Below are 24,931 nucleotides of genomic sequence, written 5' to 3' on the forward strand. Positions count from 1 at the left end.
GGCCACGACGTACGGCCCGGAGGTGAACGCGAGGCCCCGTGGTGAGCCGGTCCGGTGCCGGCATGAACCGGCCCGGGGCGTGCGCACGCCCCGGGCCGGCTCACAGATCCCTTAGCGCTTCACGCGCACCCAGTCGCTCCGGCTGGAGGACGGGCCGGCCTCGCCGTTGCCGGCGAAGACGACCTTCCAGTAGCCGGACGCCGACGCCGTGGTCTTGCCCCAGAGCTTGCCGGAGCCGTTCGTCCACAGCGTCTTGACGTAGTGCCAGGAGCCGCCGGCCTTCTTGAACCAGACGGTCACCTTCTGGTGGCCGTAGCCCTCCCAGCCATGGTCCCAGACCTGCAGCTTGCCGCGGAAGGTGAGGTACCTGTGGTACTTCACCGGCTCCGGGGAGGCGTTGAACAGGATCACCCGGGTGCCGGCCCTGGGCGGAGGCACCGGCCGGGGCACGCGGACCGTCACGTAGTCGGTCGCGCTCGCCGAGTACGACCCTCCGCCGGTCGCCTCGAACTCGGCCCGCCACCAGCCGGAGGTCCTGGCCGTGACGTCCGCCGCGAAGCGGCCGTGGGAGTCGGTCCGGTCGGAGGTGACGTACTGCCAGCGGTAGCCGCCGGCGGGCTTGAACAGGATCTTCACGCTCTGCCCGGGGTAGCCGCTCCAGCCGGCGAAGCCGGAGATCTCCAACCGGCCGCGCAGGCGCAGCGTGTCACCGGCGTCGACGGGCTCGGGGGAGGCGTCGAATCCGGTGATGCGGGTGCGGCTGGCCGCGGCCCTGACGTCGACGCGGTCGCTGTCGCTCGTCGCGGGCTCGGCGTCGGTGGCGCCGGCGAACTCGGCCCGCCACCAGCCGGTCCTGTCCGCCCTCTCGTCGACGGAGAACCGGCCGTTCCGGTCGGTCGTCACCGAGCCGACCCGGCTGTAGGAGCCGCCGACCGGCTTGAAGGCGATGTCCACCTTCTGGCCGTCGTACGCCTGCCGGCCGTCGCCGTCCAGGTAGGTCAGCGCGCCGGTCAGCCGGATCCGGCCGCCCCGGTCGACGACGTCAGGCGAGGCGTCGAAGTCGAGGTCGGTGGTCCAGTGAACCTGGAACTCCTTGCTCGCGGTGCCGCCGTCGGCCCGCACCTGGAGCTTCCAGACGCCCGGCTCGTCGTCGAAGGTGAAGCCGTACCTCGCCGAGTAGACGCCGGAGCCCACGGGGGCGGGGTCCAGCGGGACGGCGTGGCCGTCGCGGTCGACGAGCCTCGCCGCGCCCTTCTGCGACGCCTTGTAGGTGAAGGTCGCCGTCGTGCCCGAACCGCCGGCGACGACCACGGGATTGGGGGAGACGGTCAGGTCGCTCGGACCCGCTGCCGTCGCCGCGCCGGCGGTGGCCGGGAGCGCGACGAGGGCCGCCCCTCCCAAGACCACTGCCGCGATCGCGGCTTGAATGCGTTTCAACATTCCGGTGAACCATCCTTCCCGGTGGTTGAACGCGGCCTGAGGGTGCCACGTCATTCATAACGAGTAGACGGGCGAATACCGGCAACGGTTGAGCGGTCTGACCTATCGTCATCGATTTGTGTCAAACGGGAAGATCCATAACCGCTGGCGCACCAAGTTGTCGCTGTGCGGGACGGAGCGTGCATCGTGCGACATAATCGGCCGTGTGGTGCGGGACGCTGTGGAGACGCATTTCGCCGAGGCCGTCGGGGCGCTGACCCCCGGACCCGCCCGGGATCCGGACCTGCCGGTACGGCCGGGCACGGGCCTGACGGGCACGCGGTGCCGTGAACTGTTCGCCGTTCAACTCGGCAGCAGGCTCCTCGACGTCGCCGCCCGTCATATGCGTGAGCGGGACGAGGGCTTCTACACGATCGGGTCGTCGGGGCACGAGGGGAACGCCGCCGTCGCCGCCGCGCTCCGCGTGGACGACCCCGCGCTGCTGCACTACCGGTCCGGCGCCTTCTACCTGACCCGTTCCGCCCAGGCCGGCCGGCTGGCTGAGGAGGGGCTGCGCGACGTCCTGCTGGGGATCACGGCGTCGGCCGAGGAGCCGATCGCGGGCGGCCGGCACAAGGTGTTCGGCCACCCCGGCCTCGCCGCCATCCCGCAGACCTCCACGATCGCCAGTCACCTGCCGCGCGCCGTCGGCGTCGGCTTCGCCATCGAGCGGGCGCGCACGCTGGCCCTGCCTTCCCCCTGGCCCGGGGACGCCATCGCCGTGTGCAGCTTCGGCGACGCGTCGATGAACCACGCCACCGCGCTGACCGGGCTGAACACCGCCGCGTACGGCCGCCACCGCGGGCTGCAGATCCCGGTGCTGTTCGTGTGCGAGGACAACGGCCTCGGCATCAGCGTGAAGACGCCGCCGGAGTGGATCGAGCGGGCCAGGCACCCCCTGCTGGAGTATTTCCACGCCGACGGCTGCGACCTGGCCGACGCCTACGACGCGGCGCTGCGCGCCGTCGAGCACGTGCGCGTCAACCGTGCCCCGGCGTTCCTGCACCTGCAGACCGTGCGCCTGATGGGCCATGCCGGTTCCGACGTGGAGATCGGTTACCGCACCCGCCGCGAGATCGCCGCCGACCTGGATCGCGACCCCCTCGTCCGTACGGCGCGGCTGCTGGTGGAGGCGGGCCTGGCCGAGCCCGACGAACTGCTGGCGCGCTACGAGGCCGAGCGCGACCACGTGCTGAAGCTCGCGCTGGAGTGCGCGCGCCGGCCCCGGCTCGCCACGGCTGAGGAGGTGACGGCCCCGCTCGCGCCGCGCCGCCCCGACGTGGTGGCCGCCGAGGCCGTCCGGTCCGCGCCCGCCGAGGCGCGCGAGCGCGCCTTCGCCACCCTGCCGGAGCAGGAGGGCGGGCTGACCGTCGCCCAGGCCGTCAACCGCACGCTGGCCGACGCGATGGCGCTGGACCCCGGGGTCCTCGTGTTCGGTGAGGACGTGGCCCGCAAGGGCGGGGTGTACGGCGTGACGCGCGGGCTGCTGCGCAGGTTCGGGGCGGAGCGGGTCTTCGACATGCTCCTGGACGAGCAGGCGATCCTCGGCCTGGCGCTCGGGAGCGGGGTGTCGGGGCTGCTGCCGGTGCCGGAGATCCAGTACCTCGCCTACGTGCACAACGCCCTTGATCAGATTCGCGGCGAGGCGTCGACCATGCAGTTCTTCTCGCAGGGCGCGTATCGCAATCCGCTGGTCCTACGAGTCGCCTCATATGCCTACCAGAAGGGCTTTGGCGGACATTTCCATAACGACAACTCAATAGCCGCATTGCGCGACATTCCCGGCGTGATCGTGGCGTCTCCCGCCCGGGCCGACGACGCCGCCGCGATGCTGCGCACCTGCCTGGCCGCCGCCCGCGCGGACGGCAGCGTCTGCGTGTTCCTCGAACCCATCGCGCTCTACCACACCCGTGACCTCTTCGAGGAGGGCGACGGCGGCTGGCTCGCGCCGTACGCGCCGCCGGCGCGCTGGGCCGAGACCCACGTCCCGGTCGGCCGCGCGCGCTCCTACGGCGACGGGCGCGACCTGACCATCGTTACCTACGGCAACGGCCTGCGCATGAGCCTGCGGGCGGCGGTGAAGCTCACGGCGGAGGACATGAGCTGCCGGGTGCTCGACCTGCGGTGGCTGTCGCCGCTGCCGGTCGACGACCTCATGCGCGCGGCCGAACTGACCGGCCGGGTGTTGATCGCCGACGAGACCCGCCGCAGCGGCGGCGTCTCCGAGAGTGTGATCACCGCGCTCGTCGACAACGGCTTCCGCGGCCCGATCAGCCGTGTGACCTCACTGGACAGCTTCGTGCCACTCGGCCCGGCCGCCGACACCGTCCTGTTGTCGGAGTCCGACATCGAACGCGCCGCCCGGAAGATGCTGCTCGGCTGACCGGTAGAACGCCACGATCTTCATCGGTCTTCTCCACGGGGTTCATCCTGTGGTCATCCAGCCTCCGGTCGCCGTCATTTGAATAGCGCCACCTTCATGGGTGGCCGATTTCCCTGTTCAGCCCTAGCCGCCCATTCCTTCTCGTTTGGGTGGAATATGCATAAGACCAGCGGACTGGCGTTGTTATCCCGTCATGTCCAGATCGTCGTGCTGTCCATCGCGATGCTGGTGTGCCTCGCTCCCGTCACACCGGCGCGAGCGGCCGCCCGGGATGTCACCATCACTCTCAACGCCTCCGACCTCGGCGTGAACCCCGCCGTCCTGCGGGACATCGTCCCGGAGATGCAGGCGGAGATCACAGAGCACGGCGGACTGGGCGACACGCTCAAGCAGGCGATCGCGGACAGCCAAAGCCCGGTGAGCATCACCGTCGACACCTCGGTGTGGCCGAATTTCAGCGGCACGGTGAACGTGACCTCCAACGGCGCCGGTCTGGTCCTGACCATCCCGGCCGCGGAGATCACCACCTCCGGCTTCTGGCAGCAGGTCGCGGCCACGGCGATCGCCTGGATCGTGGGATACGGGCTCAGGATGCTCTGCATCGGCTCCTTGACAGCCAGCGGGGTGCTCGCCGCGACCGTTCCGCTGGTCTGCACCCCCCTTCAGACCACCGTAACCGGCATCATGGCGGCACTCGTGACGCACGCGTTCGCGGGAGACCTGGGCACCCCCGAGGCGACCAGGGACATCATCATCGCCGGGATACTCGGGCTGGCCGGGGGCTTCCTCTGGGAGAAGTACCTCGCCCCGTGGGCGAAGGCCAACCTCGCCGATGCCATCAAGAGGGCCGGGATCTGGATCAGGTCCCAGGTGCCCTGGCTCGACTCCTGGTTCGGAGGCGTGGTCGCCGGCAGGGTGGAGCAGCTCGGCTGGCGGTTCCAGGAGCTGGAAGCCCTCATCGCCGAAGAGACGGCGGCATGGGCCGGGGTCACCTCGAACCTCCAGCGGGATCTGCGGATCATGGCCTTGGGCGACTCGATCACCTACGGCGCGGGCAGTTCGAACGGAGGCGGTTACCGGTCGACTCTCAGCAACATGCTGAGAGAGGACGGGGCGACCGTCACGTTCGTCGGCTCACAGCACTCGGGCCCGGCGCCCGACGCCCATGAGGGACGCTCCGGCTGGACGATCTCCCAGATCGCCGGTATCACGGACTCGGCGATGGCCACGTATCGGCCCAATGTCGTGCTGCTGCACATAGGCACCAACGACATGAACAACAACGACAACCCGGACGGCGCGCCGGCCAGGCTCGGCAGCCTCATCGACCAGATCTTCCGGGCCGACCCCAATGTGACCCTCCTGGTCTCGACCATCGTCCCGTCCAACTGGGGGGCGACCCAGGCGCGGATCCTGCGGTTCAACGAGGCGATCCGGTCGGAGACAGGGTCGCGGTGGGCCGCCGGCAAGCACGTCTACATGGTCAACATGAGCCCGGTGACGCTCACCGATCTGGCCGACCTCCTGCACCCCAACGACTCCGGCTACCTGAAGATGGCGGCATTGTTCTACCGCGGCCTGGTGGACGTGGGGCGGGCCGGATGGATCGCAGGACCCGGCGGCGGGACGCCGGCTGCCGGTCCCGTCAAGGGCTGGTTTCCGCAAGGCACGATCGCGTCCGGGACCTTCACCGACTTCAACAGGCGGGTCGTCTACGCCGACATCAACGGCGACCGCAAGGCCGACTACCTTGAGATCGACGACGACAGCTCGGTCCGGGCCTGGCTGAACGGCGGTGCGAAGCCCGGCGGCGGCGACTGGTACTGGTGGCCGCAGGGCACCATCGCCGGCGGCGTCGGCGCGATCGGCATCCATGTCCACTTCACGGACATCAACGCCGACGGCCGGGCCGACTACCTGGTGGTCGGTTACGACGGCTCCGTGCGGGCCTGGCTGAACGGCGGTGCGAAGCCCGGCGGGGGCGACTGGTACTGGTGGCCGCAGGGCACCGTCGCCGGCGGCGTCGGCGCACCCGCCAGCCATGTCCAGTTCGCCGACCTCGACGGCGACGGCCGGGCCGACTACCTGAAGGTCAATGACGACAGCTCGGTCCAGGCCTGGCTCAACGGCGGCCCCAAGCCGAGCGGGGGCGACTGGTACTGGTGGCCGCAGGGCACCATCGCCGGCGGCGTCGGCGCACCCGGAAGCCGTATCCGCTTCGCCCCGCTCTACGGCACCAGGTCCGCGGACTACGTTCGGATGGGCGGCCTCAGCGACCCCGGCACCGCGGGATACGACAGCTCCGTTCAGGTCTGGCAGAACGGCGGTCCCAAGCCGAGCGGGGGCGACTGGTACTGGATCCCCGGCGGACAGGTAGCCAGCGGCGTCGGCGTCGACGGCAGACAGATCCAGTTGGCCGACCTCGACGGCGACGGCCGGGCCGACTACCTCGACGTCGATCCCCGAACCGGAGCCACCCGAGCCTGGACCAACTTCGGCTGAGGACATCGCGGACAGCGGACACCGCTCTCCCGCCCCGCGGCCGGAAGCGCCGATCCGCCCGGGCCGTACGACCGGGGAGACTCAGAGCCGGGACAGTGCGGCGCGGGCCATGGCGCGCAGGAGGCCGGCCATGGCCTCGGGGGCGAGCTCTCCGGCGCTGCGCGGGGTGGAGTTGAGCAGGCCGAAGACCGCGTGCGTGGCGGCGCGCAGCCGCGCGGGCGGGCAGGCGGGGTGCAGCTCGGACAGCACGGTCACCCACTCCTCGGCGTACAGCCGCTGCAGCCGCCGGATGGCCCGCCGGGCCTGCTCCGGCACGTTGTCCAGCTCGCGCTCGTGCACGCGGATCAGCGCGGGGTGATTCAGCGCGAACTCGATGTGCCCGGACAGCAGCGCGTCGAGCGCGGCCTCGGCGGTGTCCGGGTCGGCGGTGGTGGCCAGCCGTGCCCCCTGCTCGCGCAGCCGCTCGCTGATGTCCAGCAGCATCTCGGTGAGCAGGGCCTCCTTGCCGCTGAAGTGCCGGTACAGCGCCGGCCCCGACACGCCCACGGCCGCGCCGATGTCCTCGATGGACACGCCGTGGAAGCCGCGCGCCGCGAAGAGGCCCGCGGCGGCGTCGAGGATCTCGGCCCGCCGGTTGCGGGTAGGGGTCTTCACGGTCCTTCCGGTCTTCACGGCACCATGGTAGACGGAGTCTGTTAACGATGACTAACATCTTGGCATGAGCACGAGTGACTGGCCGGCGCTGGAGAGCCGGTGCGACCCGGGCGGCGAGCCGTACAAGCGCAACGCGGAGGCGAACGAGCGCCTGGTGGCGGACCTGCGGGAACGGCTCGCGGCGGCGGCGCGAGGCGGCCCCGAGCGGGCCCGGGCCAGGCACGTTCAGCGCGGCAAACTGCTGCCCAGGGACCGCGTCGACACGCTCCTCGACCCCGGCGGGCGATTCCTGGAGTTGTCCCCGCTCGCGGCCACCGGCATGTACGACGACCAGGCCCCCGCCGCCGGGATCATCACCGGCGTGGGACGGGTCGCCGGGCGCGAGGTCGTGATCGTGGCCAACGACGCCACCGTCAAGGGCGGCACGTACTACCCGATGACGGTCAAGAAGCACCTGCGCGCCCAGGAGGTCGCCCTCCACAACAACCTGCCGTGCGTGTATCTGGTCGACTCGGGCGGCGCCTTCCTGCCGAAGCAGGACGAGGTCTTCCCCGACCGTGAGCACTTCGGCCGCATCTTCTACAACCAGGCCACCATGTCGGCCCGGGGCATCCCGCAGATCGCGGCCGTGCTCGGCTCCTGCACCGCGGGCGGGGCGTACGTCCCGGCGATGAGCGACGAGGCGGTGATCGTGCGCGATCAGGGCACGATCTTCCTCGGCGGGCCGCCGCTGGTGAAGGCCGCGACCGGCGAGACCGTCACCGCGGAGGAACTGGGCGGCGGCGAGGTCCACGCCCGCGTCAGCGGCGTCACCGACCACCTCGCCGAGGACGACGCGCACGCCCTGAAGATCGTGCGGGACATCGTCGCGTCGCTCGGCCCGCAGAGCCCTCGCCCCTGGGACGTGGGCCCGGCCGAGCCGCCGCTCTACGATCCGCGCGACCTGTACGGCCTCGTCCCCCAGGACACGCGCCAGCCGTACGACGTGCGCGAGGTGATCGCCCGGGTGGCCGACGGCAGCCGGTTCCTGGAGTTCAAGGCCGAGTACGGCCCGACCCTGGTCACCGGGTTCGCCCGGATCCACGGGCATCCCGTGGGGATCGTGGCCAACAACGGCATCCTGTTCGCCGAGTCGGCGCTCAAGGGCGCCCACTTCGTCGAGTTGTGCGACCGGCGCTCGATCCCGCTGGTGTTCCTGCAGAACATCAGCGGCTTCATGGTCGGCAAGGCGTACGAGGCCGGGGGCATCGCCAAGCACGGCGCGAAGATGGTGACGGCGGTCGCCTGCGCCCGGGTGCCGAAGTTCACGGTGATCATCGGCGGCTCGTTCGGCGCGGGCAACTACGCGATGGCCGGCCGCGCCTACTCGCCCCGATTCCTGTGGATGTGGCCGAACGCCCGCATCTCGGTGATGGGCGGCGAGCAGGCGGCCACCGTGCTCACCATGGTCGGCGACGCCGACGCCGACGAGATCCGGGCACAGTACGAGCACCAGGGCAATCCCTACTACTCGACGGCACGCCTGTGGGACGACGGGGTGATCGACCCGGTGGACACCAGGACCGTCCTCGGCCTGGCGCTCGGCGCCGCCGCGAACGCACCCCTCGAACCCGTCGGCTACGGCGTCTTCCGGATGTGAGGCAGTGTTGATGACTCGTTCACCAGCTCCTCGTTCGCTTCGCGAGCGGCTCGTTCCTCACCGCTCACTCCGCTCACTGCGTCGGGTTCTCTCTGTGCTGATGACTCGTTCACCAGCTCCTCGTTCGCTTCGCGAGCGGCTCGTTCCTCACCGCTCACTCCGCTCACTGCGTCGGGTTCTCTCTGTGCTGATGACTCGTTCACCAGTTCCTCGTTCGCTTCGCGAGCGGCTCGTTCCTCACCGCTCACTCCGCTCACTGCGTCGGGTTCTCTCGTGATGTTCTCCAGTGTCCTGATCGCCAACCGGGGTGAGATCGCCGTCCGGATCATCCGGACGCTGCGGGCGCTGGGCGTGCGCGCCGTCGCCGTGCACAGCGACGCCGACCGCGACGCCCGCCACGTGCGCGAGGCCGACCTCGCCGTACGGCTCCCGCGCGGCTACCTCGACATCGACGGCATCGTCGAAGCCGCCCGCGCGAGCGGCGCCGAGGCCGTCCACCCCGGCTACGGCTTCCTCGCCGAGAACGCCGAGTTCGCCCGCCGCTGCGCGGCCGAGGGCCTGGTGTTCGTCGGCCCGCCGGCCGGGGCCATCGAGGCCATGGGCGACAAGATCCGAGCCAAGGAGACGGTCGCCCGCGCGGGCGTGCCGGTCGTGCCCGGCGGTGCGGAACCGCACGACGACCTGGCCGAGGCCGCCGCGCGCATCGGCTTCCCGGTGCTGATCAAGCCGTCCGCGGGCGGGGGCGGCAAGGGCATGCTGCGGGTCGAGTCCGCCGACGCACTGGCCGCGGCCGTCGAGTCGGCCCGCCGTACGGCGACGGCGGCCTTCGGGGACGGCACCCTGCTGATCGAGCGGTTCGTGGACCGGCCCCGGCACATCGAGATCCAGGTCATGGCCGACGACCATGGGAACGTCGTCCACCTGGGCGAGCGCGAGTGCAGCCTCCAGCGGCGCCACCAGAAGATCGTCGAGGAGGCGCCCTCGCCGTTGCTCGACGAGGAGACGCGGGCCCGCATGGGCGCGGCGGCGGTGGAGGCAGCCCGGTCGGTCGGCTACGTCGGCGCCGGCACGGTCGAGTTCATCGTCCCCGGTTCCCGTCCCGGCGAGTTCTTCTTCATGGAGATGAACACCCGGCTGCAGGTCGAGCACCCGGTCACCGAGATGGTCACCGGCCTCGACCTGGTCGAGCTGCAGCTGCGGATCGCCGCGGGGGAGCCGCTGCCGTTCGGACAGGCCGAGGTGCGCCTGCGCGGCCACGCCGTCGAGGCCCGCGTGTACGCCGAGGACCCCGCCCGCGACTTCCTGCCGACGGGCGGCCGGATCCTGGCCCTGCGGGAGCCCGCGGGCGAGGGCGTGCGGTTCGGCGTGCGATTCGACTCGGGGCTTGCCGGCGGGATGACCGTGGGCAGCGACTACGATCCGATGCTGGCCAAGGCGGTGGCCTGGGCTCCTGACCGGACGGGAGCGCTCGCGGCGCTCGACCGGGCGCTGGCCTCGACCGTGATCCTCGGGGTCACCACGAACATCGGGTTCCTGCGTGGGCTGCTGGCCGACCCGGAGGTCGCGGCCGGGCGGCTCGACACCGGGCTGGTCGAGCGGCGGCTCGCCGACGTCGTCGGCGGCGAGGTGCCGGACGAGGTGCTGGCGGCGGCCGCGCTCGTCTTCCACTCCGGCTTCGACCGCTCCGCCTCCGGCGACCCGTGGGACGTGGCGGACGGCTGGCGTGTGGGGGAGCCCGCCTGGACCGTGCACCGGCTCGGCGTGCCCGTACGGGTGCGGGGCGCCGCGGGAGACGCGGAGGTCGAAGTTAACGAGCGTTCACTCGGCCGGGCGCGGCTCGAGTGGACCGGCTCCGAGGAGGCGGCGGTCACCCTCGGCGGTGTCACCCGCAGGTACGCCGTGGCCCGGAACCGCGACACGGTGTGGCTCGCCGCGGGTGGCCGCGCCTGGCCCTTCACGCGGCACGAGCCGGGTGATCCGAAGGACCGGCAGGGAGGGGCGCACGCCGGCGACGGGGTCGTACGCAGTCCGATGCCGGGAACGGTGCTGCTGGTGAAGGCGGCCGAGGGCGACCGGGTCAGCGCGGGACAGCCGCTGGTCGTCGTGGAGGCGATGAAGATGGAACACACCCTGACGGCGCCGGCCGACGGCGTGCTCGCCGAGCTGCGGGCCCGGCCGGGCCAGACGGTGGAACTGGACGCGGTCCTGGCGAGGGTGACGCCGTGCGAGTGACGATCTACGAGGTGGGCCCGCGCGACGGCCTGCAGAACGAGTCCGCCGTCGTGCCGGTCGAGGTCAAGCGCGAGTTCATCGGGCGGCTGGCCGAGGCCGGGCTGACGACCATCGAGGCGACGAGCTTCGTCCACCCCAAGTGGGTGCCCCAGCTTGCGGACGCCGGCGAACTGCTGGAAAGCCTGCCCCGGGTGCCCGGCGTCCGCTATCCCGTGCTCGTCCCCAACGAGCGCGGCCTCGACCGGGCGCTGGAGCAGGGAGTCACCGACATCGCGATCTTCGGCAGCGCCACCGAGTCGTTCGCCCAGCGCAACCTGAACCGGACCGTCGAGTCGCAGTTCGAGATGTTCGCCCCCGTCGTCGAGCGGGCCCTCGCCCACGGCATGCGGGTCAGGGCGTACGTGTCGATGTGCTTCGCCGACCCCTGGGAGGGACCGGTCGCGCCCGCGCAGGTCGCCCGCGTCGGCCGCAGGCTGCTCGACCTCGGCTGCTACCAGCTGTCGCTGGGCGACACCATCGGCGTCGGCACGCCACGGCACGTCGAGGCGCTGCTCGACGCCTTCGCCGAGGCCGGGGTCGGGCCGGACCGGCTCGCCGTCCACTTCCACGACACCTACGGCCAGGCCCTGGCCAACACGCTCACCGCGATCAGGCGGGGGATCACGGTCGTGGACTCCTCCGCCGGCGGCATCGGCGGCTGCCCGTACGCCAAGAGCGCCACCGGCAACCTCGCGACCGAGGACCTCGTCTGGATGCTCGACGGTCTCGGCGCCGAGACCGGGGTGGACGTCAGGTCGCTGGCCGCCACCAGCCTCTGGCTCGCCGGAATCCTGGGCCGGCCAAGCCCTTCCCGCGTCGTCCAGGCTCTCGCCAAGGAGATTTGAGATGCTCAACGACGAGCACGTCGAACTGCGCAAGTCGGTCGAGGAGTTCGCCCGCGAGGTGGTGGCCCCCGTCATCGGGGACTACTACGAGCGGTGCGAGTTCCCGTACGACATCGTCCGCAAGATGGGCGCGATGGGCCTGTTCGGCCTGCCGATCCCGGAGGAGTACGGCGGCATGGGCGGCGACTACTTCGCGCTGTGCCTGGCCCTGGAGGAACTGGCCAGGGTCGACTCCTCGGTGGCGATCACGCTGGAGGCGGCGGTCTCGCTGGGCGAAATGCCCATCCTCCGATTCGGCACCGATGCCCAGAAGCAGCGGTGGCTGCCGAAGATGGCGGCGGGGGAGGTCCTGGGGGCGTTCGGCCTGACCGAGCCCGGCGGCGGGTCCGACGTGCCGGGCGGGATGCGCACCACGGCCGTTCTCGACGGCGGCGAGTGGGTGATCAACGGCTCGAAGGCGTTCATCACCAATTCCGGCACCGACATCACCGGCGTGGTCGGGGTGGCGGCGATCACCGGCCGCCGCGAGGACGGCAGGCCGGAGATCTCCACGATCCTCGTGCCGTCGGGCACGCCCGGCTTCACGGTGTCGAAGAAGTACTCCAAGGTCGGCTGGTCGGCCTCCGACACCCGGGAGCTGTCGTTCACCGACTGCCGGGTGCCGGAGGAGAACCTGCTGGGCGAGCGCGGCCGGGGCTACGCGCAGTTCCTCCGGACGCTCGACGAGGGCCGGGTGGCCATCGCCGCGCTGTCGGTGGGCCTCGCTCAGGGCTGCGTGGACGAGTCGCTGCGCTACGTGGGCGAGCGCCGGGCCTTCGGCCAGGAGATCGGCCACTACCAGGCCATCCAGTTCAAGATCGCCGACATGGAGGCCAGGGCGCACACCGCCCGTCTGGCCTACTACCACGCCGCCGAGCGCATGCTGGCGGGCTTGCCGTTCAAGAAGGAGGCCGCGATCGCCAAGCTGGTGTCGTCCAACGCCGCCATGGACAACGCCCGCGACGCCACCCAGATCTTCGGCGGCTACGGCTTCATGAACGAGTTCCCCGTCGGCCGCTTCTACCGGGACGCCAAGATCCTGGAGATCGGCGAGGGCACCAGCGAGGTGCAGCGCATGCTCATCGCCCGCGAACTCGGCCTGCCCGCCTGAGCCCGTCCCGCCTTGGCCCACCCGAGCTCGGCAACTCACCCGTTGTGAGCTGACCGCGATTCCTCCCCGTCGTTCCTAGGGACCGGCGGGGATTTTTCTGCGCCGCGTAGCGCAACCGAACCACCACGACGTCCATGGCCGGCTCGCCCAGTCAACGTGCAGCGTGGAGCCGAGGCTGGACGGGCCGGCGATCGCCGCCGCTACCGTCGCGCGGCATAGCACTCGGCGGGGCTCGTGCCGCCTCCGACAGGCGGCCCTGCCGGAGGCGGGCGAGGTCGCATCAGGCGACGGCGGTCGCCTCAAGCTCGACCATCAGGTCGGGGATCGCCAGCCGGGTCACCCCGAGCATCGTGGTGGAGGGTGCCACCCCTGCGACGCCCAGCCGCGACGCCAGCACGCCGTAGTGCTCGAAGAGCCGATCGACGTCGGTGGTGTAGACGTTGAGCCGGACGAGGTTCGCGAGGGACATGCCGGCCTCGCCGAGCACGGCCTCCAGGTTGTCGAGGCTCAGCGCCAGCTGCGCCGCCATGTCCCCGGGGTGCCGGGGTGTGCCGTCGCCGCCCATCGCGGTCTGCCCGGCGCAGTAGAGGGTCCGGGTGTGCCCGGAGACGATCTCACCCTGGTTGTATCCCAGCGTCGTCGACCACGCCCACGGGTTGACCGCCGTTCGCTCCATTGCCACGTCTGCTCCTTCGATTCGTCGACATCACGTACGTCGATCGGCTCGTTAGCCGCGTCGACGAGCCTCCCAACGAATCACGACATCCTGTGTCGTGTATTTCGGTAGGTTTTCGCTGTGCGCGCCGACCGGTTGGTCTCGCTGGTACTGCTGCTACGGCGGCACGGCCGGCTGTCCGCGGCCGCGCTGGCCCGCGAGCTGGAGGTGTCCACCCGCACCGTGCTGCGCGACATCGAGGCGCTGTCCGCGGCCGGCGTCCCGGTCTACGCCGAGCGCGGGCGGCACGGCGGTTTCGCGTTGTTGCCCGGTTTCCGCACCGAGCTCACCGGACTGAACCACGACGAGGCCCTTGCCCTGCTGGTCGCCGGATCGCGGCGTGGCGCGCAGGCGTTCGGCCTCGGCTCGGCGCTCGCTTCGGCGATGCTCAAGGTGGTCGACGCGCTACCCGAAAGCTATCGGGACACCGCGGCCGGTGCGGCCGAGCGATTGCTCGTCGACCCGGAGACCGATCTCCTCTCGCGCCGGCTGGTCGCCGAGGAGGTGCCTGACGCCATCGCGACCGAGGTCCTGCGCGCGGTGTTCGCCGGACACAGGCTGCGCATCCACTACGCGGCCGCGGACCAGACGCCGAAATGGCGCACGGTGGATCCAATCGGCCTGGTCACCGTACGCGATCGGGGCTACCTGCTGGCCACGAGGTCCGGCGCGGACCGCACCTACAGGCTGTCCCGGATCCTGGCCGCCGAGGAACTCGCCGAACCCGCGCAGCGACCGGAGCGGGTCGATCTCGACCGGGCCTGGCAGGAACGCAGCACGCGGTTCCGGACCGGCGGCGACCAGGTCACCGTGCTGGTACGGCTGGACCCGGCACGTCGGGAGGATCTGGTGAGCACCGCGCTGGCCGTCCGCGCCGAAGAAGCCGACTCGGACGGCTGGCTGCGGCTGGAGGTGGACTTCCAGGATCCGAGACACGCCGAATGGGCGCTGTGGCAGCTCGCCACGGACGCGGAAGCCCTGGCGCCGCAGTGGTTGCGCGACTCTCTGCACGTCCGCGCCGCCGCGATCGCCACCCGCTACGGACCGTCATCCTGAGAGCCGCCGCGCCGGCCGGGCCCCTTCGAGGAGTCCGCGTTGCCGCACGACGAAAACGACCACGATGTCCGAGGCCGGCCGGGGCCCCTCGGGGCCGCCGGGTCAGCGGGAGGGCGGCACGAACTCGGGCTGGTCGAGCACGCGCAGCCAGCTCCCGTCGGGCTGGCGCCGTACGACCTGGGCCCGGGCGCCCGCGCCGTCCTTCGGCGGGGTCGAGGTCAGCGCGAGGCCGTCGCTGACCAGGGTCGGGAGGGGCTCCTCGGGCTCGAAGCGGGGACGGTTCGCGAGGACCTTCTCCCACAGGCCGCGGATCGCCTCCCGGCCGACCGTCACGCTGCCCGGCGGGTAGGCCAGCACCGCGTTCTCCTCGTACAGCGCCGACACGCCCGCGGCGTCCCCGGCGTTGGACCGCTCGACGAACAGGCGGGTGATGTCCTCCGGCCGCATGGCCTTCTCGTACTCCGGCATGGTTCCTCCCGATCTCTCGTACGGTCTCCAGCCTGTCGAGTGGCCGATGAGAAGTCCAACAGATGGATCAGATGGAATCTAGAATCAGTGGTTATGGAGCTGCGTCAGCTGGAGTATTTCGTCGCGGTCGCCGAGGAGCGCAACTTCACCCGCGCCGCCGAGCGGGTGCACATCAGCCAGTCCGGCGTGAGCGCGCAGATCCGGCAGCTCGAACGCGAACTCGGCGCCGAGCTGTTCGACCGGTCGGCGCGGAGCGTCACGCTCACCGTCGCGGGGAAGGCCGCGCTCGGCCACGCCCGCGCCGCGCTCGCCGCCGCCGGGGCGCTGGGACAGGCGGTGGGCGAGGTGACCGGCCTCATCCGGGGCCGGCTCACCGTCGGGATGGTCGTCGGCTGCACCGTCACGCCGCTGTTCGACGCCCTCGCCGCGTTCCACGGGGCCCATCCGGGGGTCGAGATCGCCCTGCTGGAGGACAACTCCGACCGGCTCGTCGACGGGGTGCGGTCCGGCGCCCTCGACCTGGCCCTCGCCGGGCTCGCCGCCGTCCCGGACGACCTGGAGACGTTGACGCTCGTCAGCGAGCGGCTCGTCGCCGCCGTCCCGCCGGACCACCCCCTCGCGAGCCGGGGCGTCGTCACCCTGCGCGATCTCGGCTCGCACCCGATCGTCTGCATGCCCGCCGGCACCGGTCTGCGTGCGGTGTTCGACCGGGCCTGCGCGGCCCGGGACCTCCAGCCGGTGATCGCGCTGCAGGCCGGGGCGGCCGGCGCCGTCGCGGATCTCGCGGCCCGCGGGCTCGGCGTCGCCGTCCTCAGCGAGTCGATGGCGGCGGCCCACCGCGACCGGCTCATCGCGCTCACCATCGCGGACGCCGAGTCACCGGCCCTGCTCGCCCTGGTGTGGCGGGGCGGGCACGGCCCCGCCGTACGCGAGTTCGTGCGGCAGGCCCGTCGAGCCTTCGCAGTCGTGCCGGCGCGAAAATCGCAGGAGACCCCCTGATTGGACGTATGTGCCCAGGTACTCCTAGAGTCCCTTTCATGACGTCTGGTGATCTCCAGCTCCGGAGGGCCGAGAAGAGCGACGCGGACGAGATCTTCGCGCTCGCCCGCGAGTTCGCGGTGACCTTCCGCCCCGAGCGCGCGCCGTTCGACGCCGCGCTGCCGCAACTCCTGGAGAACGAGGACGCCTTCCTCATCGTCGCCACCGTCGACGGGACCGTACGCGGCTATCTGCTGGGCTTCACCCACCTCACGCTGTTCGCGAACGGCAGGGTCGCGTGGGTGGAGGAGGCCATGATCGAGAGCGGCTACCGCCGTCACGGCATCGGGCGCAGGCTGCTCGAGGAGTTCGAGACGTGGGCACGCTCACGGCAGGCAGGGTACGTCGCGCTGGCGACCCGGCGGGCCGCCGAGTTCTACGGCGCTCTCGGCTACGAGGTCTCGGCCACCTACTACCGCAAGATGCTCAGACCGAAGATCTGACTTCCTCTCCCGCCTGACCCGCGCCTGCCCGGACCCCCGCGCGTCGCGCGGTACGCCACGCGCGGGCGGGGGCGGTCAGACCGAGGACGTGAGCTGGGCGTCCAGGCGGTATCCGTCCACGGTCACGTAGACGGAGTCGCCGGGCCGCGCGTTCAGCCGCATCAGGACGGGCTGGAGCGAGTCGAACACCGGCTGCCGGTCGCGCCACACCAGGACGACGGCGTTGTCCCCCGGGCCGGTGACCGACAGCAGCGTCCCCGGGCGCATGCCGAGCTGTGCGGCGTACCCCTCGGGGACCGCCACCGGCTCGCCGCGCAGATGGCCGCTGGTGACGTCGATCCGCTGCCAGCGGCGCGGGTCGGAGGCCGGGCTCGAGGTGGGGCGGGGGTTCGGCACCAGATGCGGCCGGGGCACGCCTCCCGCCAGGTTCCCGTTCGAGTTGCCGTTCAGGTTGCCGTTCGTGAGCGCGTTGAGCGCGGCGAGCGCGGTGGCGGCGTCGGGCCCGTTGTTGGCCTGAGAGGGGACCGGGATCCCGCCGCGGCCGTGGTGGTGCCCGTTCGCGCCGGGCGTACGGCGGGGCAGCGGCGTGGGCTTGGCGGCCTGCTCGGACCCGTTCCGGGTGGGCAGGGGGCCCGGTTCGGACGGGGAGCTCGCCTTCGGCATCGAGTCCAGCCACGCCTTGGCCGAATGGGCACGGATGCCGAGCTGACCGAGCAGCTCCACGACGTCGGCGTCTGCGGGCTTGTGCGCCAGCAGCTGGCGGGTCTTCTCGCGCAGCCCCGCCAGGTCGCCGACCACGAGCCAGCCGTCCTGGAGGCGGCGGTCCGGCATCAGCGTGACCAGCACGCGCCACAGCGATGTGCCGAGGGCCGGGACCTCGACGGGGTGGGACGGGTCCGCCGCGATGAGCTGTTCCTGCGTGGCGGCGGCGCCCAGCCACTCGGTGAGCCCGAACAGGTGGCCGGTGAGCGGCGCGGAGTCGGGGGAGCGCAGCCACAGCAGCACCCGCTCCTCGGCCGTGCGCTGGGCCTGGGAGAGCAGTTCCCGGTCCACGTTGAGGTTGTGCGCCAGCGTGCGGAGGCTCACGGGTTCGGCGGCGAACAGCCGCTCGGCCGCGACGGCCCTGGCGAGCGGGTCCCAGTCGCGGAACAGGCCCTCGACGACCGCGACCATCGGGTGCGCACTGAGGTCGGGCGGCTGCCGATCCGGCGCCGGTTCGGCGGCGGGCTGGGCGGGCGAGGCCGCGGGCTGCGACGCCCCGGCCTGCCGGGCGAAGGGCCGGGTGACGGGCTTGGCCGGCTCCGCGACAGGCGCCGGTGCGGCGGGCGGCGGGACCGGCGCTTCCTGTCCCGGTCGTCCGGGCGCCTGCTCCTGCTGCGCGGGTGTCTGGGCGGCCTGTCCGGGCGCCGGCGCGGCCGGCCGGGCGAAGGGCTGTGCCGCGGTGCCGGGGGCGGCCTGGGGGAACGGCTGGGAGACCGGTCCGGGCGCGGCCTGCGGGAACGGCTGGGAGGTGATGCCCGGGGCGGGGGCCTGCGGGAACGGCTCGGCGGCGGGACCGGCCGGTGCCTGAGCCTGCGCGGGTTTCTCGTCTCCCGCGAGCGCCTGCGCGGCCGCGCCGGAGGCCAGCTCGCTCTCCAGACGCCCGAACACCTCACGGAAGACCGTGGTCAGCAGGACCTCGGGCGAGGCGGGGGCGGCCGGAGCCTGGAGATCGCACGGCGTCAGGCGGCGCAGCCGGTACCACCCGCCGAGCTGGTTGACCACGGTGCGGACCGGGTCGGGCCAGCCGGGCATGGCCGGGTCCACGGTGTGCACCTGGAGCGCCGGGAGCAGGTCGGTGAGGGGTAGGTGATCCCAGCGGCCGACGGCCAGGCGCGCGAGCCGCTCGCAGAGCCAGTCAACACCGGTCGCCCGCATCGCGCGGCCGACCCCGACGGATGCCCACCAGCCGCCGGGCAGGCGCGGGTCGGCCAGCATCTCGGCCACCTGCTGAGGACGGCTCCAGCGCAGGGCCGGGACCAGGTCGCTCAGGCAGATCGTTGACTCGGCGTCCATCGGTATGACCGCACCCTCCCGAGAGTGACGCATGTTGCTAATGGTGCAGCTTACGCCGCAAACCAGCAATTGGTGTCAATAGGGTAAAGTTCCCGGCTCCGGCCGGCCGCCGACCTGGGCGACCGCCGCGGCCCCCGCCTCACACCCCTTGCGCAGGGCTTCGCCGGGTGCGCACCCGGCCATCGAGGCGACCAGGAACCCCGCGGCGAACGCGTCTCCCGCGCCCGTCGAGTCGACCACCTCCACCGCGGGCGCGGCCGCTTTGGCGACTATACGGCCATCGCGGGCCAGCACGGCACCGCCGGCCCCCAGCTTTACCACCGCCGCGCCGTAGTGGTCGCTGAGCGTGCGTGCCGCCGTCTCGGGATCCGTGGCGTCCGCGAGCAGCAGCGCCTCCTCCAGGTTGGGGATCACGACGCCCGCCGGGGCGGTCTCGCGGAGGAACCGCTCGGGGCCGAACGCGCGCAGGGGCCCGCAGGAGGCCGGATCGACGCTGATGGAGATGCCGCGCCCGGCGGCCTCGCGCATGGCCAGCCGCGCGAGTTCGAGGCCCGGCTCGGCGAACATCGTGTACGCCGACAGGTGCAGGTGCCCGACCCCGTCGAGGAGAGCGGGAGCCCAGTCGCCGACCCCGATGTGGCCGCTCGCCCCGCGGTTGGTGAGCATGGACCGCTCCCCGGTGGCGTCGACCATCGCGATCACGACTGCCGAGGGCCGTTCCGGGTCGATCCGCAGGTGGGGCCGGACCCCGACCTTGGCCAGCTCGGCCGCGTGCCACTCGCCGGTGTCGTACCCCGCCCGCGCCAGCAGGCGGGTGTCGGCGCCGAGCCGGGCGGCCCAGGAGGCGGTGTTCGCCCCCGAGCCGCCCGGCCGCAACGCGATGTCGGCGGGCGTGTCGGTGCCGGTGGCCGCGGGGCCGTCGTGCAGCGCGACGACGTCGGTGACCACGTCGCCGATCACCAGCAGAGCGCTCACCCGGCCGCCCAGGCGGCGGCGATCTCCCCGGCCAGGCGCGTGTTGCCGCGTACGGCCGCGAGGTTGGCCTCCAGCGACGCGCCACCCGTGCCCTCGACCAGGTACTCCAGCAGGAACGGGGTGATGGCCTGCCCGGTGATTCCGCGTTCCTCGGCGGCGCGCAGGCCCTCCGCGAGCACCCGGTCGTGCAGGCCGGGGTCGAGCTGCAGGTCGGCGGGGACCGGGTTGGCCACGATCAGCGCGGTCTCCAGCCCGGCCAGCGTGTCCTGGGCCCGCATGACGCCGGCGGCCTCCTGCGGCGTCTCGATGCGCCAGTCGACCGGTTCGCCCGAGCTGTGCAGGTAGAAGCCGGGGAACTCGTCGGTCCGGTAGCCGACGACGGTGACCTGCTTGGTCTCCAGCCGCTGCAGGGTCGCGGGCACGTCGAGGATCGACTTCACCCCGGCGCACACGACCGTGATCCTGGTGCGGCTGAGCGTGTCGATGTCGGCCGACTCGTCCTGCACCGTGGTCCAGCCGCGGTGGACGCCGCCGAGCCCCCCGGTGGCGAACACCCGCACGCCCGCCCGGGCGGCCAGGAACGAGGTGCCCGAGACGGTGGTGGCGCCGCTCAGCCCGAGCGCGGCCGCCGGGGCGAGGTCGCGGAAGCCGAGCTTGCGCAGGTCCGGCTCGGTCGCGATCCGCTCCAGCCCGTCCTTGTCCAGGCCCACCCGGGGGACGCCGTCCAGCACCGCCACCGTCGCCGGCACGGCCCCCGCCTGCCGGACGATGTCCTCCAGTTCGAGGGCGACCTGAAGGTTGCGGGGCTGGGGCAGCCCGTGGGAGATGATGGTGGACTCCAGGGCGACGACCGGACGGCCGGTGGCCAGCGCCTCGGCGACCTCATCGGAAACGCGCATACCTCTCCTGCTTCCCGCTCACCATCGGGGCGCTCACTCCCCTCCGGATCGCTCGGTTGTCTTCGCATCAGCGGAGGATTGTCCGCTTCGGCATATTCTGCCCGGGTCTTGTGGGGGAACTTGCGGTAGGTTGCGGGCATCCGCCCAGGCCCGCCCCGACGACACCTCCTCCGAATCCATTCGCGACCTTCCCGAGACCATCCCACGCCCGCCCGCACGGCCCGAATCCGGCCCGCGCGCGTCCGGGCGGCCCGTCCCGCGACACCGAGCCACGTACGACCCGGGAGAACGCTGCATGCCACGCTCGCACTACGACGTCGTCATCGCCGGGGCCGGGCACAACGGCCTCGTCGCCGCGGCCTACCTCGCCCGGGCGGGGCGAGAGGTGCTGGTCCTGGAACGCCTCGGGCACGTGGGCGGCCTCGCCGTCTCGGCCCGGGCGTTCCCCGGCGTGGACGCGCGGCTTTCGCGCTACTCCTACCTGGTCAGCCTGCTGCCCACCAAGGTCGTGAAGGACCTCGGGCTGCGCCTCGACCTGCGCCGCCGCCGCTTCGCCTCCTACACCCCGGCCGGCGACACGGGTCTGCTCGTGGACAACGAGGACGCCGCGCGCACCGCCGCGTCCTTCGAGGCCGTGACCGGGGGACGGCACGACCTCGCGGCCTGGGAGCGGTTCTACGGGATGACCGCCCACGTGGCCCGGCGCGTCGCGCCGACGCTGCTCGAACCGCTGCCCGGCCGTACGGCCCTGCGCGAGGCCGTGGGGGACGACGAGGCGTGGCGCGACCTGTTCGAACGGCCGATCGGCGAGGTCGTGGACGAGCGGTTCGCCGACGACACGGTCCGCGGGGTCGTGCTCACCGACGCGCTGATCGGCACCTTCGCCGACACGGCCACCGACCTGCTGGCCAACCGGTGCTTCCTTTACCACGTGATCGGCGACGGCACGGGCGAATGGAACGTGCCGGTCGGCGGCATGGGCGCGGTGACGGCCGAGCTCGCCGAGGTCGCGCGGCGGCACGGCGCCGAGATCCGCACCGGGGCCGAGGTCCTGGCGATCGACCCGGACACGGGTGAGGTCACGTTCGACGACGGCGCCCAGCACGTGGTGACCGCGGGGAAGGTGCTGGCCAACCTGCCGCCCGCCGTGCTCGCCCGGCTGCTCGGGGAGACGCCCGAGCGGCCCGAGGGTGCACAGCTCAAAATCAACATGGTGCTGTCGCGGCTGCCCCGGCTGCGGGACCCCGCGGTGGACCCCGCCGAGGCGTTCAGCGGCACCTTCCACATCAACGAGAGCCGCGACCAGCTCGCCGCGGCCTACGCGCAGGCGGCCGCGGGGAAGGTGCCGGAGCTGCCGCCCGCCGAGGTCTACTGCCACTCGCTCACCGACCCCTCGATCCTCGGCACGGAGTTGCGGGAGGCGGGGGCGCACACGATGACGCTGTTCGGCCTGCACATGCCGGCGCGGCTGTTCGCCGACCCGGAGGCCAAGCGGGAGGCGCTGGCCCGCACGCTCGCCTCGATCGACTCGGTGCTCGCCGAGCCCATCGAGGACTGCCTGCTGCGCGCGCCCTCGGGCGAGCCCTGCCTGGAGGCCAAGACCCCCTTGGACCTGGAACGGGAGGCGGGCCTGCCCGGCGGCCACATCTTCCACCACGACCTGTCCTGGCCGTACGGCGAGGAGGGCGACCACGGGGCTCGGCCTGCTCAGTGGGGCGTCGAGACGGCGCACGAGCGGGTGCTGCTGTGCGGGGCGGGCGCCCGGCGCGGCGGCGGCGTCAGCGGCATCCCCGGTCACAACGCCGCCATGGCCGTTCTCGGCGGCGCCTGACGACTCCACACCCTGCCACGCGCGGCGCGGGCGGCGCCCCGCCTCACCCCCCGGATCCGCGGGCTTAACCGGATTCTCATGACCCTCGGATAACTTGTGCCGGTGCGTGAGGAATCGGCGAAACTGCTGGTAGTGGACGACGAGCCGGCCCTGAGGGAGGCGTTGCGCAGCAGCCTGGAGTTCGAGGGGTACACGGTCGAGAGCGCCGCCGACGGGCTGACCGCGCTGGACCTCCTCGACCGCGCCGCACAGAACCGGGGGGAGTACGACGCGATGCTCCTCGACGTCATGATGCCCCGGCTCGACGGGCTGACGACCTGCCGCCGGCTGCGCGCCTCCGGCAACCGGGTGCCGGTCCTCATGCTGACCGCGCGCGACGCCGTCGGCGACCGCGTCTCCGGCCTGGACGCCGGAGCGGACGACTACCTGGTCAAGCCGTTCGAACTCGACGAGCTGCTCGCCCGGGTGCGGGCGTTGCTGCGGCGCGGCGGGCAGTACGGGCAGAGCGAGGCCGGCGGCGACGTCCTCGCCTTCGGCGACCTGCGGATGGACACCGTGAGCTGGGAGGTCACCCGGGCCGGCCGCAGGCTCGACCTCACCCGCACCGAGCACCTGCTGCTGGAGCTGTTCCTCACCCATCCCCGGCAGGTGCTCACCCGTGAGCAGATCCTGCGGGAGGTGTGGGGCTTCGACTTCGAGCCGTCGTCGAACTCGCTCGACGTGTACGTGATGTATCTGCGACGCAAGACCGAGGCGGGCGGACTGCCCCGCCTCATCCACACCGTGCGCGGCGTGGGCTACGTGCTGCGGTCGTCGCCTTGAGACGCCGTACGCTCCGATCCCGGCTCACGCTGCTGATCGCGGCGGCGGTCGCCCTGGCCGTCGCGGTGGCGGCGGCGGTGTGCTGGCTGCTCGTCCGCGGCGAGATGCGCGGCCGGATCGCCGACTCGATCACGCACCTGCGGCCGCCGGCGCAGCAGGTCGGGTTCGCGCTGTGGGACTGCGCCGGCCATGGGCGCAAGGAGGGGCCGCGACCCGACTGGGACCCCTCGGGGCGCAGCTGGCAGGTCGTCACGGCGGACGGCTCGGTGTGCGTCGCGTCCGGGTCGGCTCTGGTGACGCCGACCGCGCGGGAGCGGGCGATGGCCGTCTCCGGAGGCGCGCCCGTGCTGCGCGACGCGGTCACGACCGACGGCACCTCCGTGCTCGTCTACACCTTCAGGTACGAGCCGCCTCCGGGCGGCCCGCCGAAGGACGCCGCGCAGTTCGCGGAGCCGCCCCTGCCGGAGGGCCCGGTGACGGTCAGCGTGTTCCGCTCCACCGCCGAGATGGACAAGACGCTGGACATCCTCGCCCTCGTCTTCGGCTCGGTCTGCGTGCTCGGAGTGCTCGGCGCCGCCGTGGCCGGGCTCTGGCTGGCCCGTACGGCGCTGCGCCCGGTGGAGCGGCTGACCCGCGCGGTCGAGCACGTGGCCAGGACGGAGGACCTGAGCGTGACGATCCCGGTCGAGGGGGAGGACGAGATCGCCCGCCTGAGCAGGTCGTTCAACACGATGACCGCCGCCCTGTCCAGCTCGCAGGAGCGCCAGCGGCGGCTCGTGGCCGACGCCGGGCACGAGCTGCGCACCCCGCTGACCAGCCTGCGCACCAACATCGACCTGCTGCTGCGCAGTGAGAACACCGGCCGGGCCATCGAGCCCTCGGCCAAGCGGCGGCTGCTGGCGAACGTCAAGGAGCAGTTCGAGGAGATGTCGAGCCTCATCGGCGACCTGCTGGAGCTGTCGAGGAAGGCGGAGAACGGCGAGCTGTCGTCCGGCATCGACCTGCACGAGGTGGCGGCGTCGGCGGTCGAGCGGGCCAGGCGGCGCGGTCCCGGGCTGCGCTTCGACGTCGGCCTGGAGCCGTGGCAGGTCCATGGGGACGCCCGCGGCCTGCAGCGGGCCGCGGTGAACGTGCTCGACAACGCCGTGAAGTTCAGCCCGCCCGGGGGCCTGGTGACCGTGCGCCTCACGGGCGGCGTGCTGACCGTGCGCGACGAGGGTCCCGGCATCCCCGAGGACGAACTGCCGCACGTCTTCGAGCGGTTCTGGCGCTCGCCGTCGGCGCGCAGCCTGCCCGGCTCCGGCCTCGGCCTGGCGATCGTGGCGCAGGCCGTACGGGACGCCGGGGGACGGGTCACCATCGAGAACGCCCCCGGCGGCGGGACGCTCGCCACGGTCGAGCTCCCCGGGACCCCGCCCCTGGCCTGACCTGCCTGGGCACGGCCGGCGCTCGGTCGTGTCACCCCGCCACCCCGTGGCCGTGCGGCGCCATCCCCTCCGCGGTCGCCGTGAGCGCGCCCACCGGGTCGTCCACCGTGACGCCTTCGCGCGGCCCCGGCCCTCGAGCGCGGGGAATACGCTAGTCCGGATGATCCCGTGAAAATAGCGGCTGGACGGTGCGACGGAGGCTGTTCGGGTGGAGTTGGGGAAGCGATTCGGACGGCAGCCGCGGCGGGTGCGGCCCGGAACGGAACCCGCTGCGCCGAG

General features: G+C 72.4%; 19 protein-coding genes. 12 read left to right on the plus strand and 7 right to left on the minus strand.

What is annotated here, in order from left to right; translation table 11 throughout:
• Window positions 1–111: 111 nt before the first annotated feature.
• Window positions 112–1,440, minus strand: a complete 1,329-nt coding sequence (locus HHX30_RS06845) for a hypothetical protein (protein ID WP_169980489.1) — start codon at window positions 1,438–1,440, stop codon at window positions 112–114.
• Window positions 1,441–1,645: 205 nt separating this feature from the next.
• Between HHX30_RS06845 and HHX30_RS06850 the strand changes: the two genes are divergently transcribed.
• Entirely contained in the window at window positions 1,646–3,862 is a 2,217-nt protein-coding gene (locus tag HHX30_RS06850) for a transketolase C-terminal domain-containing protein (RefSeq protein ID WP_169980491.1), read from the plus strand.
• Between the two features lie 156 nt (window positions 3,863–4,018).
• Window positions 4,019–6,364: a GDSL-type esterase/lipase family protein gene (locus HHX30_RS06855; protein WP_169980493.1), complete on the plus strand. Its 2,346-nt coding sequence runs from the start codon at window positions 4,019–4,021 to the stop codon at window positions 6,362–6,364.
• Between the two features lie 81 nt (window positions 6,365–6,445).
• On the opposite strand, the gene HHX30_RS06860 is transcribed toward HHX30_RS06855, so the two are convergent.
• Complete coding sequence (locus HHX30_RS06860) at window positions 6,446–7,036, minus strand: TetR/AcrR family transcriptional regulator (protein WP_310741905.1); 591 nt, start codon at window positions 7,034–7,036, stop codon at window positions 6,446–6,448.
• A gap of 46 nt (window positions 7,037–7,082) precedes the next feature.
• On the opposite strand from HHX30_RS06860, the gene HHX30_RS06865 reads away from it, so the two are divergent.
• The 4 genes from HHX30_RS06865 to HHX30_RS06880 all read left to right on the plus strand — a co-directional run bounded on the left by HHX30_RS06865 (window position 7,083) and on the right by HHX30_RS06880 (window position 12,923).
• Complete coding sequence (locus HHX30_RS06865) at window positions 7,083–8,657, plus strand: carboxyl transferase domain-containing protein (RefSeq protein ID WP_169980495.1); 1,575 nt, start codon at window positions 7,083–7,085, stop codon at window positions 8,655–8,657.
• A gap of 276 nt (window positions 8,658–8,933) precedes the next feature.
• Window positions 8,934–10,889, plus strand: coding sequence for a biotin carboxylase N-terminal domain-containing protein (locus HHX30_RS06870; RefSeq protein WP_169980771.1), 1,956 nt, complete (start codon window positions 8,934–8,936; stop codon window positions 10,887–10,889).
• Complete coding sequence (locus HHX30_RS06875; protein ID WP_169980497.1) at window positions 10,880–11,773, plus strand: hydroxymethylglutaryl-CoA lyase; 894 nt, start codon at window positions 10,880–10,882, stop codon at window positions 11,771–11,773. The genes HHX30_RS06870 and HHX30_RS06875 overlap by 10 nt, the downstream gene beginning before the upstream one ends.
• Before the next feature lies 1 nt (window position 11,774).
• Window positions 11,775–12,923: an acyl-CoA dehydrogenase family protein gene (locus HHX30_RS06880; protein ID WP_169980499.1), complete on the plus strand. Its 1,149-nt coding sequence runs from the start codon at window positions 11,775–11,777 to the stop codon at window positions 12,921–12,923.
• A gap of 280 nt (window positions 12,924–13,203) precedes the next feature.
• On the opposite strand, the gene HHX30_RS06885 is transcribed toward HHX30_RS06880, so the two are convergent.
• Window positions 13,204–13,599, minus strand: a complete 396-nt coding sequence (locus tag HHX30_RS06885) for a RidA family protein (RefSeq protein WP_169980773.1) — start codon at window positions 13,597–13,599, stop codon at window positions 13,204–13,206.
• Between the two features lie 120 nt (window positions 13,600–13,719).
• Between HHX30_RS06885 and HHX30_RS06890 the strand changes: the two genes are divergently transcribed.
• The gene (locus HHX30_RS06890) at window positions 13,720–14,694 is read left to right on the plus strand and encodes a YafY family protein (RefSeq protein ID WP_169980501.1); all 975 of its coding nucleotides are present in this window, start codon (window positions 13,720–13,722) and stop codon (window positions 14,692–14,694) included.
• 102 nt (window positions 14,695–14,796) lie between these two features.
• Here the strand turns inward: HHX30_RS06890 and HHX30_RS06895 are convergent, their stop codons facing one another.
• On the minus strand, window positions 14,797–15,162 hold the full coding sequence (locus tag HHX30_RS06895; protein WP_169980503.1) for a nuclear transport factor 2 family protein: 366 nt from the start codon (window positions 15,160–15,162) through the stop codon (window positions 14,797–14,799).
• A gap of 93 nt (window positions 15,163–15,255) precedes the next feature.
• Here HHX30_RS06895 and HHX30_RS06900 point away from each other — a divergent pair, with 93 nt between their 5' ends.
• Entirely contained in the window at window positions 15,256–16,161 is a 906-nt protein-coding gene (locus HHX30_RS06900; RefSeq protein ID WP_169980505.1) for a LysR family transcriptional regulator, read from the plus strand.
• Window positions 16,162–16,199: 38 nt separating this feature from the next.
• The gene (locus HHX30_RS06905) at window positions 16,200–16,643 is read left to right on the plus strand and encodes a GNAT family N-acetyltransferase (protein WP_169980507.1); all 444 of its coding nucleotides are present in this window, start codon (window positions 16,200–16,202) and stop codon (window positions 16,641–16,643) included.
• A gap of 75 nt (window positions 16,644–16,718) precedes the next feature.
• Here HHX30_RS06905 and HHX30_RS06910 read toward each other — a convergent pair whose 3' ends face one another.
• The 3 genes from HHX30_RS06910 to HHX30_RS06920 all read right to left on the minus strand — a co-directional run bounded on the left by HHX30_RS06910 (window position 16,719) and on the right by HHX30_RS06920 (window position 20,572).
• The gene (locus HHX30_RS06910) at window positions 16,719–18,698 is read right to left on the minus strand and encodes a hypothetical protein (RefSeq protein WP_169980509.1); all 1,980 of its coding nucleotides are present in this window, start codon (window positions 18,696–18,698) and stop codon (window positions 16,719–16,721) included.
• Between the two features lie 75 nt (window positions 18,699–18,773).
• Window positions 18,774–19,673, minus strand: a complete 900-nt coding sequence (locus tag HHX30_RS06915) for a PfkB family carbohydrate kinase (RefSeq protein WP_311922152.1) — start codon at window positions 19,671–19,673, stop codon at window positions 18,774–18,776.
• Window positions 19,670–20,572, minus strand: coding sequence for a pseudouridine-5'-phosphate glycosidase (locus HHX30_RS06920; protein WP_169980511.1), 903 nt, complete (start codon window positions 20,570–20,572; stop codon window positions 19,670–19,672). The genes HHX30_RS06915 and HHX30_RS06920 overlap by 4 nt, the downstream gene beginning before the upstream one ends.
• 295 nt (window positions 20,573–20,867) lie before the next feature.
• Between HHX30_RS06920 and HHX30_RS06925 the strand changes: the two genes are divergently transcribed.
• The 3 genes from HHX30_RS06925 to HHX30_RS06935 all read left to right on the plus strand — a co-directional run bounded on the left by HHX30_RS06925 (window position 20,868) and on the right by HHX30_RS06935 (window position 24,652).
• Complete coding sequence (locus HHX30_RS06925; RefSeq protein WP_169980523.1) at window positions 20,868–22,403, plus strand: NAD(P)/FAD-dependent oxidoreductase; 1,536 nt, start codon at window positions 20,868–20,870, stop codon at window positions 22,401–22,403.
• A 102-nt stretch (window positions 22,404–22,505) separates the two neighbouring features.
• Window positions 22,506–23,225 (plus strand): response regulator transcription factor, encoded by a 720-nt coding sequence (locus HHX30_RS06930; protein WP_169980525.1) that lies wholly within the window; start codon window positions 22,506–22,508, stop codon window positions 23,223–23,225.
• A complete protein-coding gene (locus HHX30_RS06935) occupies window positions 23,222–24,652 on the plus strand; it encodes a cell wall metabolism sensor histidine kinase WalK (RefSeq protein WP_169980527.1) in 1,431 nt (476 codons plus the stop codon). Before HHX30_RS06930 ends, HHX30_RS06935 begins: the two co-directional genes overlap by 4 nt.
• Window positions 24,653–24,931: the final 279 nt, after the last annotated feature.

The sequence above is a fragment of the Microbispora sp. H10836 genome (assembly GCF_012999525.1).
Lineage (GTDB): Bacteria > Actinomycetota > Actinomycetes > Streptosporangiales > Streptosporangiaceae > Microbispora.